The 14,466-nt window shown below is 64.4% G+C and carries 12 protein-coding genes; 5 read left to right on the forward strand and 7 right to left on the reverse strand.

Annotated features, from left to right (window positions below; genetic code table 11):
* Positions 1–35: 35 nt before the first annotated feature.
* A complete protein-coding gene (locus ISG32_RS01030) occupies positions 36–764 on the forward strand; it encodes a hemerythrin domain-containing protein (RefSeq protein WP_194769168.1) in 729 nt (242 codons plus the stop codon).
* Between the two features lie 29 nt (positions 765–793).
* On the opposite strand, the gene ISG32_RS01035 is transcribed toward ISG32_RS01030, so the two are convergent.
* The 3 genes from ISG32_RS01035 to ISG32_RS01045 form a co-directional block, all read right to left on the reverse strand.
* Positions 794–2,149 carry a GAF domain-containing protein gene (locus ISG32_RS01035; protein WP_194769169.1) on the reverse strand — a complete coding sequence of 452 codons (1,356 nt, stop codon included), beginning with the start codon at positions 2,147–2,149 and terminating at the stop codon, positions 794–796.
* Positions 2,150–2,635: a hypothetical protein gene (locus ISG32_RS01040; protein ID WP_194769170.1), complete on the reverse strand. Its 486-nt coding sequence runs from the start codon at positions 2,633–2,635 to the stop codon at positions 2,150–2,152. It abuts the gene before it with no gap.
* Positions 2,636–2,822: 187 nt separating this feature from the next.
* Entirely contained in the window at positions 2,823–4,304 is a 1,482-nt protein-coding gene (locus ISG32_RS01045) for an AMP nucleosidase (protein WP_194769171.1), read from the reverse strand.
* Between the two features lie 101 nt (positions 4,305–4,405).
* On the opposite strand from ISG32_RS01045, the gene ISG32_RS01050 reads away from it, so the two are divergent.
* Together ISG32_RS01050 and dtd are read left to right on the forward strand one after the other, a co-directional pair.
* Entirely contained in the window at positions 4,406–5,374 is a 969-nt protein-coding gene (locus tag ISG32_RS01050; protein WP_228529516.1) for a cation diffusion facilitator family transporter, read from the forward strand.
* A 44-nt stretch (positions 5,375–5,418) separates the two neighbouring features.
* A complete protein-coding gene (dtd, locus tag ISG32_RS01055) occupies positions 5,419–5,865 on the forward strand; it encodes a D-aminoacyl-tRNA deacylase (RefSeq protein WP_194769172.1) in 447 nt (148 codons plus the stop codon).
* A gap of 178 nt (positions 5,866–6,043) precedes the next feature.
* Here dtd and ISG32_RS01060 read toward each other — a convergent pair whose 3' ends face one another.
* The 4 genes from ISG32_RS01060 to ruvA form a co-directional block, all read right to left on the reverse strand.
* Positions 6,044–7,951: a trypsin-like peptidase domain-containing protein gene (locus ISG32_RS01060; protein WP_194769173.1), complete on the reverse strand. Its 1,908-nt coding sequence runs from the start codon at positions 7,949–7,951 to the stop codon at positions 6,044–6,046.
* 412 nt (positions 7,952–8,363) lie between these two features.
* Positions 8,364–10,355: a trypsin-like peptidase domain-containing protein gene (locus ISG32_RS01065; protein WP_194769174.1), complete on the reverse strand. Its 1,992-nt coding sequence runs from the start codon at positions 10,353–10,355 to the stop codon at positions 8,364–8,366.
* A 96-nt stretch (positions 10,356–10,451) separates the two neighbouring features.
* Entirely contained in the window at positions 10,452–11,975 is a 1,524-nt protein-coding gene (locus ISG32_RS01070) for a trypsin-like serine peptidase (RefSeq protein WP_194769175.1), read from the reverse strand.
* Positions 11,976–12,362: 387 nt separating this feature from the next.
* Entirely contained in the window at positions 12,363–12,935 is a 573-nt protein-coding gene (gene ruvA, locus ISG32_RS01075; RefSeq protein WP_194769176.1) for a Holliday junction branch migration protein RuvA, read from the reverse strand.
* Between the two features lie 47 nt (positions 12,936–12,982).
* Here ruvA and ISG32_RS01080 point away from each other — a divergent pair, with 47 nt between their 5' ends.
* Together ISG32_RS01080 and ybeY are read left to right on the forward strand one after the other, a co-directional pair.
* Positions 12,983–13,942: a PhoH family protein gene (locus ISG32_RS01080; protein WP_194769177.1), complete on the forward strand. Its 960-nt coding sequence runs from the start codon at positions 12,983–12,985 to the stop codon at positions 13,940–13,942.
* Positions 13,943–13,967: 25 nt separating this feature from the next.
* Positions 13,968–14,426, forward strand: coding sequence for an rRNA maturation RNase YbeY (gene ybeY / locus ISG32_RS01085; RefSeq protein ID WP_194769178.1), 459 nt, complete (start codon positions 13,968–13,970; stop codon positions 14,424–14,426).
* The last annotated feature ends 40 nt before the right edge of the window (positions 14,427–14,466 follow it).

A 14,466-nucleotide genomic window follows, 5' to 3' on the forward strand; every position in this document is an offset into this window, starting at 1 on the left:
GGTCCATTCCAACGTTCAATATCAGGACAACGACCATGCGATTCAGTACCGAAGAAACAGGACAGGCGCTTACCCAGGAGACGGCCGACGCAGCACCGCGTGCGGACATTTACGTGATCATCCACAAGGCCCTGCGTGCCTACATGAGCGACATGCTGGTCGCGTTGGGACGCATGGACGCGCACGACGACGCCGAAGTGCGGACGGTGTGCGCGGAGCTGCATGGGCTGCTGGATTTCTGCAGCTCCCATGTGACGCATGAGAACGAGTTCGTGCACAAGGCGATGCAGGCGCGCGTACCGGGCAGCAGCGAGAAGATCGCGCAGGAGCATGTCGAGCATGTGCAGGCGATTGCCATGCTCCATGAAGAGGCCCGCGCACTCCCGCAGCAACCGAAGGGCCGCCGTGGTGCGGCGGCGCTGGCGCTGTATCGACGCTTTGCGCTGTTCGTGGCGCACAATTTTGAACACATGCACTACGAGGAAACGGTGCACAACCTGGTGCTGTGGAGGCACTACAGCGACGCTGAAATCCAGCAGGTGGAAGCGGCATTGGTCGCCACCATCGGGCCGGAGGAAAGCATGCTGTGCTTGCGGTGGATGATTCCCAGCGTCAACGCGGACGAGCGCACGCTGATGCTCGATGACGTGCGCGACAAGGCGCCGCCGCCAGTCTTCGCAGCGGCGATGGACCTCGCGCGCGAGCACCTGCGGGCGCGGGACTGGACTCGGTTGCAGGGTGATCTGTTGGGCGTGCCCGCGTGACGGGAGCGCGGGCGGATCGCGCGGTCCGCTCAAGCGGCGATGAGGTGCACCGAACCGGCGAGCACCAGTCGCATGCGGCCGCGTCCCGTCTTCTGGAGCTGGATGGCACCGTCGCTTTCCTGAAGGCGGCGCTGGAGCAGCAGCAGCCGTGCTTCAAGATTGTCGGCCACGTCGGGCAGGCGCAACGCGGGGTCCAGCCGCAGCTCGCGATTGGAAAAATCCACGCGAGCGCTGCTTTCGTGGTCGCGCAGCAGTTTCCAGAGAATCGCTCCCGCCACGCCCTTGATGAGATAGACGTCGTTCACGAAGATGCTGCAGTTGCTGTCGAAGTACCTGACGCGCACGGGGACGCTTGGCGTGCTCGGAGGCGCTATGGCGGCAGGTGGCGCCTCAGGTGCGGTGGCGGTTTCTTCGGCGGGCTGCTGCAGCGCGTCGATGGCGGCGGCAAGATGCGCGCCCAGCGTCATCAGCGCGTCTTCTTCGAGGTAGCGGAACTGCAGATCGAAAGGGCTCTCGACGAACAGCACGCCGACGGTGCGCTGGGCGCTGATGAGCGGCACGGCAAGCTGACTGTGGGGGGCAGCCAGACCGGGATAGGGAATGCTGGGTTCGGCCTGCATCATCTCGCCGAGGCTGCTGCGGATGGTGTGGCTGTAGAGCGCAGCGTGCGTCATGTGGCTGATGCGCACCGGCGTGACTTCTCGCGCGGCCATGCCGATGACGCCTTGCCCGAGCTTGATCTCCGAGCCCACGCCAGACCTCGCATAGCCGTGGCTGGCCACGGTGTAGAGCTGTGCCGCCGCGGCGTCGAGCATCAGCACCATCGAGTGCGCGATCGACAGATGCTCCTCCAGTGCCGCCAGAGTTTCCCTCAGCAGCTCAGCAAGAGTCGTGCAGCGTGTCATGCGCTGCGTGCACAGGCGCAGCGCGATCAGCAGGTCGGCGCGTGGCGGGGCGGGCGCGAGCGTCTCGCCAGGAACGGTTTCTATGCGCTCGACAGCGTAGATGTCCGAGCCCTTGAGCGCAAACACGTCGGCCATGCCGCAATGCGATGCGATGCCCGCGAGCTGCGCTTTCATGCGCTCGAACAGCGGGCCCTGGCTTTCGGTGTGCAGGTAGCGCAGATGCAGGCGGTAGCAGCGCGCGGTGACCGGGTCCATCACCAGCACGTTGGCGAAGGGATTGACCAGTATGTTCTGCCGCGTCTTGTTGAAGAACTGGAACGACAGCGCGACATGCCCGTCGTCGACGAAGAGCACCTGCGAGATGTAGGCGACATTGGGCGTGCCGTCCGCCGCGCAGGTGGCGGCGATGGCGGGAATCGCGCCCTCCAGGCACGCACGGATTCCCCGCAGCGTGGGTTCGATGGTGTCCGGCTGGCTCATTCAGGCACCTTGCGTCAGCGGCAGTCCTGCGCCGGTGCCGGGGGTCTGGTTGAACGCCTGTTCGGGCGAAAACTCCACGGCAATCAGATCGTGCAGCGGCGCGCTCAACATGGCGTCCACATAGTGTGCGCCGTAGCCGACCTGCGCGATCGCCTTCTGCATTGCCAGCCGGTAGGCGAGCAGCGCGGGGGCGTCGGCATCGGTGACGCCCCGTTCGGTGGCGTGCGAGGCCTTGACCTGCACGGTGCGCTCGGAGGGCGGGTCGCTGAACACCACGGCGATCTGTCCCGTTTCGCGGATGTCGGCCAGCAGCTGGCGCGATTGGCTTGGACGCAGAAAAACCGTGATGTGCCCGCCGTCGGCGCTGATCGACGACCCCACGGCGCGCATCAGGCTGGGGCGCAGCCGCACGTCGCGCGACGCGACGATGGTGGAGACGCCACTCTGGATCAGTGCGATGTGATCGGCTTGGAGCAGGGACGGCATGGACGGTGCGGTGGTGAGGTGAATGGACAGTCCACCCCGCAGGCCATGCGCGGACCGCCCGCACCCCTTCAGCCGACGTCAGGGAACTTCTGCCACGTATTGTGGAAAGTTTTCCCTCTGGCCGCTGTCGAAAAACTTCAACCGATACGCAGGACCGATTGCATTTGACAAAGCGGCTGCGGCAGCATCACTGGAACGCCACTTCCGCAAAGCTGCGCAGCTTGCGGCTGTGCAGGCGCTGCGAGCCGCCCTCGCGCAGAATGTCGACCGCACGCATGCCGATGCGCAGGTGCTGGTCGACGCGCTCGCGGTAGAAATGGTTGGCCATGCCGGGCAGCTTGATCTCGCCGTGCAGCGGCTTGTCGCTCACGCACAGCAGGGTTCCGTACGGCACGCGGAAGCGAAAGCCGTTGGCCGCGATGGTGGCGCTTTCCATGTCGAGCGCGACGGCGCGGCTCTGGCTGAAGCGGCGCTGGGGCATGTTGTCGGGCAGCAGCTCCCAGTTGCGGTTGTCGGTGCTGGCGACCGTGCCCGTGCGCATGATGCGCTTGAGCTGGTCTTCGGGCACCTTGGCCACATCGGCCACGGCCTGCTGGAGCGCGAGCTGGATTTCGGCCAGCGCAGGAATCGGCACCCACAGCGGCAATTCTTCGTCGAGCACATGGTCTTCGCGCACGTAGGCGTGGGCGAGCACGTAGTCGCCCAGCTGCTGGCTGTTGCGCAGTCCGGCGCAGTGGCCGAGCATCATCCAGGCATGCGGGCGCAGCACGGCGATATGGTCGGTGATGGTCTTGGCGTTGGCGGGACCGACGCCGATGTTGACCATGGTGATGCCGCTGCCGTCTGCGCGCACCAAGTGATACGCCGGCATCTGCGGCAGGCGCGGCGGGGCGACGCCGAGTTCGTCTCCGGGCTTGGTGGCCAGGCCTTTGCGGCGCTTGACGACGTTGCCGGGCTCGATGAAGGCGATGTATTCGCTGTCTTCTTTGGCCATCTCGGCCTGGCCCAGACGCACGAATTCGTCGATGTAGAACTGGTAGTTGGTGAACAGCACGAAGTTCTGGAACCACTCGGGCTGGGTGCCGGTGTAGTGGCGCAGGCGGTGCAGCGAGTAGTCCACGCGCGGTGCGGTGAACAGCGACAGCGGCTGCGCCTCGCCCGGCTTGGCCTCCCAGGTGCCGTTGGCGATGCCGTCATCCATCGAGGACAGGTCGGGCAGGTCGAACACGTCGCGCATCAGCGTGCGGCGCTCCTGCGTGAGCGAGCCTTCGATGTGGTCGTTTTCGGCGAACGAGAAATGGATGGGAATCGGCTGGGTGCTCAGACCCACTTCGAGCTCGACGCCATGGCTTTCGCGCAGCAGGCGGAACTGCTCCAGGTAGTAGTTGGCGAACAGGTCGGGGCGGGTCAACGTGGTTTCATATCGACCCGGACCTTCGACGAAACCGTAGGCGAACGGCGAGGGCTTGCGCGACACCGTCGTGGTCTGCATGCGCACGAAGGGGTAGTAAGCGCGTACGTGCTCCGCCGGAGTTTCCCCTGCCACAAAGCGCTGCATCGCATCGCGCAGGAGGTTGATCTGCTGTTGGTAAATGCGTTGTACCTGCGCCAGCGCGTCGGCCGGGTCGGTATGCAGCGTCGGTTCTGTGAACATGGGAATGGATGACATGGGCCTATTGTCCACGCCTTGGTGACATTTGCATGGATACGTGCATTTCTGCCTGCACTTCATCGGCAAAGGGTCGGGCGCGCATGGGGATAATGGCGGCCATGCCCAACGACCCTCTTGAACGCGCTTCGTCGCCAGCGCCGTCGCATGCGTCAGTTCCCGCGTGGATGACGCCTTCCACCCTGCTGCGTGCGTCCGTGGCCGTGGCCGTGCTCACCATCGTGCTGAAGACGCTGGCCTGGTGGGTGACGGGTTCGGTGGGCATGTTGTCCGACGCGCTGGAGTCCTTCGTCAATCTCGCGGGCGCGGTGTTTGCGCTCGCAATGGTGACGATCGCGCGCCGGCCCGCGGATGAAGACCATCCTTACGGGCATCACAAGGCGGAGTTCTTCTCCTCGGGCTTCGAGGGCATTCTCATCATCGGCGCGGCCATCGCGATTCTCTGGGCGGGCGTGTCGCGGCTGCTGCAGCCGCAGCCCATCGAGCAGGTGGGCTGGGGATCCGTGCTGCTGGTGGCCAGCAGCGTGTGCAACGGCGTGCTCGCGTGGTACATGCTGCGCGCGGCGCGGGTGCACCACTCCAAGGCGCTCGAGGGAGATGCGCGGCATTTGTTCACCGACGTGTGGACCTCGGCGGGCGTGCTGGTCGGTTTGATTGCGGCGGCCCTCACAGGCTGGCACTGGATCGATCCGGTGGTCGCGATTCTGGTGGCGCTCAACATTCTGCGCGAGGGCGGCTCCATGCTGTGGGAGTCTTCGCAGGGCCTGATGGACGAGGCTTTGCCGCCCGATCAGTTGCATGGCGTGGAGCAGGTACTCGCACGTTACGGAGAGCAAAGCGGCGGAGAGGCACGTTTCGACAGTCTGATATCCCGCCGAGCAGGAAGCCGTAACTTCGTGGACGTGCACATGCATGTGCCCGCCGAATGGACGCTTGGCCGCGCCGCGCAGCTGCGCACTGATGTGGAAGCGGCGCTGATGCAGGCCGTTCCGAACCTGCGCGCGACCATCGAAATCCTGCCGCTGGGGCAGGCCACCGTCTTTGAGACGGTGGCGTCGCGGGGCGAGTGAATTCCTGGGGATTCGTGTTGAATTGAAATGACAAGGACAGTGAAGTGATCACGGTATTGCAACGTGTGCGCGAGGCGCGTGTGGAAGTGGCTGGTGACGTCGTCGGCCAGATCGGACAGGGGCTGCTGGTGCTGTTGTGCGCCGAGCAGGGCGACACGGACAAGCTGGCGGACAAGCTGCTGGCAAAGATCCTGAAGCTGCGGATCTTCAGCGATGACGCCGGCAAGATGAACCGCAGCGTTCAGGACGTGGGGGGCGGTTTGCTGGTGGTGAGTCAGTTCACTCTGGCGGCCGATACCAAGGGAGGCAATCGTCCCAGTTTCACCGCCGCTGCCGCGCCGGACGAGGGGCGGCGTTTGTATGAGTATTTCGTCTCGCAGGCCCGGGCCGTGCACCCCATGGTTCAAACCGGGCAGTTTGCGGCGGACATGCAAGTGCATCTGGTCAACGATGGTCCCGTCACCATTCCCATGACCATGCGCGAGGTTTGATTTTTAGGATTTTTGCAGCGAACCTGATCCGTTGGCATGGATGAGCTGCTGCTTGAAGGCCATTCCTTGCGGTCAAAAAAATGGCCCGGCAAACCATGCCGGGCCCAATTCCCCTAGAGTCACCCTGTCAAATCAATTCGGGCTCTTCGTTCTTCTTTTCAAATCCTGATTCCCACTTTTATTGGCCTTGCCACACGTTGTACGACACGCCTTCGTACTGGAGTGCGGCGTAGGTGGCGATCACGAAGTCGCGTTCGCCGACGCTGGCGGAGTAGAAGTAGCGGCCAGTCTGCACGTTGCGGAAGCGGAAGACCTGCACGGTGTCGTTGGTGGATTCGGCCTTGGCGTACCAGGCCACGCCGTCGTAGCCGAAGGTGGCGCTGTCGGCTTGCATGGCGGCGCGTTCGCCATCGTTGATGGTGTAGACGTGCGAGTCGGTCTGGCGGTTGTAGAAGCGGTGCACTGCAACCATGCCTTCACCAGCCTGTGCGTAGGCCTGGAACACCACGTTTTCATATTGGTAGGCGCGGTAGTTGTTGATCACCAGATCGCGTTCGGCGACGTTGCTGGTGTAGAAGTGCGCGCCGGTCTGTGTGTTGTAGAAGCGGTAGACGGCGGTGCGGGCACCACCGGTCTGGGTGCCGGTCACTTCGGGGTAGAGCCATTGCTTGATGGCGGGGAAGATCTTGTCGAAGCGGGCGTAGTTGTTCACGCCGCCGGTGGCGGTGCAGGATGCGGTGCCGTTGGAGAGCACGCCGGTCAGCACGCCGTTCACGAACAGGCCGGAGCCACTGCTGCCGCCTTCGGTCATGCCCTTGGTCCATTGAACGCGGTAGAAGCTCTCGGTCATGGCGCTGGTGCCCATGCAGGTGTAGTAGCCCTTGCCGGGGGTGCAGGCCGAGGTGCCGATCACGTTGCCGAAGCTGATCTTCTGCATGTCGCCGCCGGGGTGGTGGATGCCGACGATGGCGGTGCCGTTGTTGAGCGCGGTGGTGTCCCAGCCGGCGAACACGGCGCCTGCGGGTGGGGTGTCGTTGAGCACCAGCAGAGTGGCGTCGGGGGTGCTCGATGTGTAGAGCAGCTTGGCGCCGTTCTTCAGCGTCTTGCTGGCCGAGGACAGCAGGCGGCTGTTGCAGCTGGGGGTGCGGTAGAACCAGAAGGTCTGCAGAGTCGAGGCTTCGGTCTGCGAGGCGATGCAGTGGTTGGCGGTCAGGAAGTAGGGCGTGCCGCTGCCGGTGCGGTCATTGAGCAGGGTGCCGGTGCAGAGGTAACCGCCTTCGGCTGTCACGTAGTGCATGCGGGCGACGGCGTCGCGCTGGCGGGAATATTCGTCAAAGCAGGTGGAGTCGAGCGTGCAGGCACCGGCGTTGTTGAGCTTGGTGCTGACGGCGGTTCCGTCGTCCACCAAGTTGAAGATGTTTTCATAGATGTGCAGCACGCTGGGCACCGACACCTGAACCTGGCTGGGAGCGAAGCCTGCGGGCAGTTCGATCTCGATCACGAGCTGGTCGCCGTCGACGGCGGGGGTCCACCAGGTGTTGGCTGCGGCCGAGGTGTCACCGGAGGCGGCGTTGTTCTGCAGCAGTTGCTGGATGCGCTGACCGGCGATTTCGAAGGCTTCGTCGCGGAACTCGGGCTCGTAGACGCGGACCAGTGCGTTGCCGGGCAGGGCGTCGATCTGCAGACCGGCACGCATGCCGAAGGCATCGTTGGAGACGAAGTTCATGGCGGCGATCAGGCCGCCGCGTGGCGAGGGCTTCCAGTTCAGCAGCGCGCTGACGGCCTGCACCGATGCCGAGGCTTCGCTGGTGCGGGTGGCGCCGATCTTGATGAGGTCGTCACGGCTCGAGGCGGGTGCCGCCTTGGGGGTCACCCATGCGCCCAGCTCCACCATCGTCGCGGCCACCGGTGCCACGGCCGAGCGCTTGAGGTTCACGAATTCCTCTGCCACCTCTGCGGGCTGCACACGGGCCGACATGCGGACTCCCTCGCCGTTCGCAGCGGCGGAACCGGCCATCACGAAGAGCATCGCTGCGACTGCGGCGGTCTTGGCGGCTTGGATCGATTGGTTGAGCAAGGGGGTCATTGGGGGTCTCCGGGGAAGCGGAAATATCTAATGACTTAAATGTACCAATAGCTACAAACAATTTAATAAATGAAACATCAATATTGACCTTGGTTTGCAAATGTATTGATTCAATAGTTTTTGTTAATATCGATGAGGGCGGCTCGACGCCAGCGCAATGGCAGCGCTTTTCTTTGCTGATGAGGTTGTGCTTACTAAATCAACAAGAAAGCGTGTGCTTGCAAACAATCGCTTTGAAGGCCGGTTCAGCCGCGATGGCAGGGCGACAATCTGTTGCGTGCAGGGTGCAATGTGTCGGCGCAGCGGGGTCGAGAGCGCCCGCGATCCGCGGTTTCACGCGCCGCAAAAGACAACAGCCCGGCGATGGCCGGGCTGTTGGTGGGGAGGGACGAGGCGGGGCGAGGACTCGCGCCTACTGCGAAGTCCACACGTGGTAGACGGGGCCTTCGTATTGGAAGTCCTTGTACTCCGAGATCACGAAGTCGCGCTCCGCCGCGTTGACCGTGTAGAAGTGCGCCCCGGTCCGCGTGTTGTAGAAGCGGAAGATCGGCGTGGAGCCGTTGCCCTCGGCCTTCTGTGCATACCAGACGGGGCCTTCGAGGCGGAAGGCGGGATAGGTCTGGACCACGAAATCACGCTCGTCGGCGTTGATGGTGTAGAAGTGCGCGCCGGTCTGCGAGTTGTAGAAGCGGTAGACCGCGTCCTTGCTGGGGCTTGCCTGACCATAGGCGTAGAAGGCCACGTTCTCGTACTGGTACTCGGGGTAGGTCTGGATCACGAAGTCCCGTTCGCCCGCGCTGATCGTGTAGAAATGCGCGCCCGACTTGATGTTGTAGAAGCGGTAGACGGCCGAGCGGGTGGACGCCGTGCTGCCCGTGCCTGCACCGGTGCCGGCGCCGCTCCCGGTTTCGGATCCTGTCTCGGGCGCTGCGGCCAGCCACTTCTTGAGCGCGGGGTAGACCACGTCGAAGCGCGCGTAGTTGGTATAGGCCTGATTAGCGAAGCACGAGCCCGTGCCGCTCGAGAGAATGCCCGTCAGCGCGCCGTTGAAGAACAGGCCGGAGCCGCTGCTGCCGCCCTCGGTCGTGCCGGTGCTCCATTTCACGCGGTAGTAGGTGCCGGACATCGAGGTCGCGCTGCTGCTCACGCAGCTCACATTGCCCGTGCCGGTGGGCGTGCAGGTCGTGGCGCCGTCGATTGCGCCCGAGCTGAGCTTGAGCAGATCGCCTCTCGGATGGTGCAGGCCGATGACGGCGGCGCTGCGGCTCATCGACGCGGCGTCCCAGCCCGCGAAGACGGCACCGGCGGGCGGCGTGTCGTTCAGGCGCAGCAGCGTGACGTCGGGCGACTCCGCGCTGTAGAGCAGCGTGGCGCCGTTCTTCAGAATCCGCGACGCGGGCGAGAGCGTGCTGGCGTTGCAGGTCGGCGAGCGGTAGAACCAGTAGGTCTGCAGGGTCGAGGCGACGGTCTGCGTCTCGATGCAGTGGTGGGCCGTCAGAAAGTAGGGCGTGGCGCTGCTGGTCGCGTCGTTGACCAGCGTGCCGGTGCAGGCGTAGGCGCCATCGGACTCGACGAAGACCATGCGGGCGACGGCGTTGCGCTGGCTGACGAGGTCGCTGGAACAGGTGGCGTCCTGCTCGCAGAACGAGGCCTCGCCGATCTTGGCGATGCCTTGCTCGGCGGCGGCGTCGTGGTCGTCATCGTTGGCCACCGGGCGCGACAGCGCTTCAAAGAAGTGCAGCACGGATGGCACGGACAGCTGCACCGACGAGGTCAGCGTGCCGGGCGGCAGCTCGATCTCCAGCGTCAGTTCGTCGGCGTCGGAGCCGGGCGTCCACCAGGTGCGGGCGGCGTCCGAGGTATCACCGGCGAGGCGGTTGTTCTCAAGAACCTGCAGCACGCGTTGACCGGCGATCTCGAAGGCGTCGTCGCGCGCGTTCTGCGAATACACGCGCAGCAGCGCGCTGCCGGGCAGCTTGTCGATCAGCACGCCAAGCCGCATGCCGAGCGCACCGGAAGACTCAAAGCTCAGCGCGGCGATCTGGCCGCCACGCGCGGAGGTCTGCCATTGCAGCACGGCGCGCGTCTGCTCGGCATGGGTCGTCGCGGCACTGGCGCGCGGCGCGCCGATCTGGGTGACGCCCTCGCGCTTGACGCTGGCGGACTTGAGACCCGCCCATTCACCGAGCTGAATGACGGACGGCGCGACAGGCTGCGCCGATGCGCGCTTCAAACGCACGAACTCTTCGGGCGTGGTGTCGGGCTGCACCAGCGCATCCACGCGCAACAGGTTCGGCGCGACCTTCTGGGCCTGGGCGAAACCTGTGCTCAGGGTCGCCACGACGGCTCCAAAAGCCACGGCCCGGCCCACGGCACGGACGCCGTGCAGGAATTCGGTACGCATTGTCGTCTCCTCGCTTGTATTTTTTCAGTGGCCGCCGCTCCTCATTCGTCCGGCGGCCACGCCCTCGCACAGATCTTCGATCAGTGGCTCACCGGATCAGGGGTTGAGCCACTGCTTGAGCTTGGCCTTGTAGGGCACGTCGAAGCGGCCGTAGTAGTCCGCTCCGTTGCGGACCTCGCACGACGCGGTGCCGCCGTAGAGCGAGCCCGTCACATAGCGCGACGATCCAATGGCGTAGAACAGGGCGGAGCCGCTGCTGCCGCCTTCGGTCGTGCCCTGCTGCCAGTTCACCGCGTAGAAGCCGTTGTTGCTGTCCGAGGAGTCGATGCAGGTGTCGTTGCTGCACTGGCCGAGGCCCTTGACCGTGCCGACGCTCATCTTCTGCAGATCACCGCTGGGATGGTGGACACCTGCAATTCCATTGCCGGTGGTGAGCGCGGAGCCGTAATACGAGCCCGCGTAGACGACGCCCGAGGGCGGAGCCTCGTTGAGCTGCAGGAACGAGGTGTCGGTGCTTGCGGTGGCGTAGAGCAGGGACGCGCCCTTGTTCAGGCGGCGCGTGTTGGTGGACACGGTGCCCGAGTTGCAGGCCGACGCGGTGTAGAACCAGTCCGTGATCAGCGAGGAGGCTTCCGCCTGGGTCGAAATGCAGTGGTTGGCCGTGAGGAAGTACGGCGTGCCGCTCGACTTGGCGTCATTGATGAGCGTGCCGGTGCAGTAGTACGAGCCGGCACCGCTCACATAGATCATGCGCGCGACCGAGCGACCCTGCTGGAGGTAGTCGGACTGGCACATCACGTCGATGTTGCAGCTCTCTGACGTGGCCTTTTCCAGAACGTTCTTCTCCATCTCTGCGGCGCTGAAGGCGAAGTGCGAGAGGGTGGGCACGGCGATCTGCACCTGCGAAGCGTCGGCTGCGGCGGCGATCTCGACTTCGAGAATCGTTCTCGCGCCGCCGAATTCGGGGCTCCAGTAGGTGCGCGCGACCTGGTCGTCGGCACCGCTGTTCCTGAGCTGTTCGGTCTGGGTCTGCAGTTCGGCGGCGGTGACTTCGACCGCCTCGCCACCCGCGGCGTCGTAGAAGCGCAGCACGGCCTTGGCGGGCAGCTGCTGCACCAGAACGCCCAGACGCACGCCTTGCGCGGTCGGGGAGTCGAACGCGATGGCGGCCACGCTCGCGCCGCTGTCGGTGGGCTTCCATGCGAGCAGCGCGCTGGTTGCGGCTACGCTCGCAGTCGCGGAGACCTCACGCTGCACGCCGATCTGGATGGGCGTGCCGGGCTTGGCGTCCACTGCGGCGGTCAGCGTGCTCGATTTGAGCGTGGATGAGGGTGCCGACAGAGCCACGTTCGCAATCGCCTGCGACGTCGCAGCGCCGCGCACGGTGGCGCTTGATTTGGCGGAGGCCTGCACGCTCTTGGTGGCGGTGTCGTAGGGCTCGATGCGTTCCGCAAGGTTGGGCTGCGCGGGTGTCGTTGTGCCGGTGCCCGACCCGGTATCGGTGCCCGTGCCGGACCCGCTGCCGCTGTCCGTGTTGCTGCTGCCACTGCCGCCGCCGCAACCGGCGATGACCAGCGCCACGCTGCCGGCCAGCCACCATGCTTTGGAATGTTTACTCATCACCTGCTCCTATTGAATCGCCCGATTATTCGCTGGGCACTCAATCGATTTATGCCAAGCCAAGCCCATTTGCGGATCAGGTGTGTAAAGTTGCCAGTCGCCTACATTTGCAAACAAAACCGCCGACTCCTACTCCCGGACATCGGACAAAGCAACAGGTCTCGCGAATGAACTTGTCAATCAAGTTGAACAGAACTCAGCATTTATCTCAAATGCAGTTCTGAATCAGGTACAGGCTCACCATCGATCACAGCAAATATGAGTGAATCATATGGCAGAAAATCGCAAATATATGCGGTACATCACGGTGCAATGGTCATCTGATGCCGCTGCGCGACGACACAAGTCAAGACACAAAGGTGTCTCGATTTGTGTCGTCGACGAGGGTCACTTGGCGAGTGACTTGAGCGCCATCTTGATGCCGTCGCTCACGCCCACGTCCGCAGGCAGGGCCTTGAGGGCCGCGGCCGCCTCCTTGTCGTTGTAGCCAAGGGCCAGCAAGGCCTGGAGGATGTCGGCCTGCGCGTCGTTCACCGCATGGGCCTTGAGGCCGATGTCCGCGCCGAGCTTGCCCTTGAGCTCGAGCAGCAGGCGCTCTGCGGTCTTCTTGCCGATGCCGGGCACCTTCACGAGGCGGCCGGCTTCCTGCAGCGTAACGGCCTGCGCCAGATCTCCCACGCCCAGGCCCGAGAGGATCGACAGCGCGGTGCGCGGGCCGACGCCCGAAATCTTGATGAGCTCGCGGAAAGTCTGGCGTTCCTCGACCGATCCGAAGCCGTAGAGCAGCTGCGCATCCTCGCGCACGATGAACTGTGTGAGCAGCGCCACGCGCTCGCCGACGGCGGGCAGGTTGTAGAAGGTACTCATGGGAACTTGCACCTCATAGCCCACTCCGTTGCAGTCCACCAGGACCTCGGGAGGGTTCTTTTCAAGCAGGGTGCCGGTCAATTTGCCTATCATTGCAATCCTCAGCCGCACTTTGCGGCGCAATCAACCAAATTATCCGCGTGATTCAACGCCACACTTTCACCCCACACAACAATACCCGCCTCACCAACCTCTGTGGACCGGCCGATGCGCACCTGCGCACCATCGAAGACGCATTGCAGGTCAAGATCGCTCATCGCCACGAGCAGTTCAAGGTGGACGGCACCAAGGCCAAGGCGACGCAGGCCATGGAGCTGCTGCAGGCGCTCTATGAACTGGCGGACCGCCCCATCAAGGAAGAACAGCTGCAGCTCATGCTCGCGGGCGACAGCGACATGCTGGCCGAGGGCGAGGCGCAGAGCCAGATCCAGCTCACCACGCGCCGCGCCGACCTGCGCGCGCGCACGCCGACGCAGATCACCTATCTCGAGAACATCGCCAGTCACGACATCACCTTCGGCATCGGCCCCGCCGGTACCGGCAAGACCTATCTGGCCGTGGCCTGCGCCGTGGACGCGCTTGAGCGCAGCAACGTGCAGCGCATCGTGCTCACGCGCCCGGCCGTCGAGGCGGGCGAGCGCCTCGGTTTCCTCCCGGGCGATCTCACGCAGAAGGTCGATCCCTATCTGCGGCCGCTGTACGACGCGCTCTACGAACTGATGGGCTTCGACAAGGTGCAGAAGGCCTTCGAGCGCAACCAGCTCGAGATCGCGCCGCTCGCCTTCATGCGCGGACGCACGCTGAACAACGCGTTCGTGATCCTCGACGAGGCGCAGAACACCACGCCCGAGCAGATGAAGATGTTCCTCACCCGCATCGGCTTCGGCGCCAAGGCCGTGGTGACCGGCGACGTGAGCCAGATCGACCTGCCCAAGGGCGCGCCGAGCGGCCTGATCGACGCCGAGCGCGTGCTCAAGCGCGTCAAGGGCATTGCGGTCTCGCGCTTCACTTCGGCCGACGTGGTGCGTCACCCGCTGGTGGCGCGCATCGTCGATGCCTACGACGCGCAGGGCAAGACCCGCAGCGGCTCGCGTGCCTGAGACGGCAGGAAAGACGGACATCACCATGGCACTCAACCAACTCTCCCTGTCCCTGCAGTTCGCCAAATTCGATGATGTGGCCGAGCACCGCGCCGTGCTCTCCCGCAGCAAGGTCACGCGCTGGATCCGTCACGCGCTGGCGGTCGACGCGGAAATCACCGTGCGCATCGTCGGCACCGAAGAAGGCCAGAGCCTCAACCGCGAATTCCGCAAGAAGGACTACGCGACCAACGTGCTCACGTTCGACTACCAGCAGGAGCCAAGCGTGATGGCCGACCTCGTGCTGTGCGCGCCCGTCGTCGAGCGCGAGGCGAAAGGGCAGAACAAGTCGCTCGAAGAGCACTACGCCCACCTGCTGGTGCACGGCACGCTGCACGCCCAGGGCTGGGACCACGAGACCAGCACCGAAGACGCCGAGGAAATGGAAGCCTACGAAACCGACATCATGGCGGAACTGGGCTTCGAGGATCCGTACGCGAAATGAGCGAGGGAGCGGCTGACGGCGTGATGGCCATACAGCCGTA

The organism is Diaphorobacter caeni, assembly GCF_015354245.1.
GTDB lineage: Bacteria > Pseudomonadota > Gammaproteobacteria > Burkholderiales > Burkholderiaceae_C > Diaphorobacter_A > Diaphorobacter_A caeni.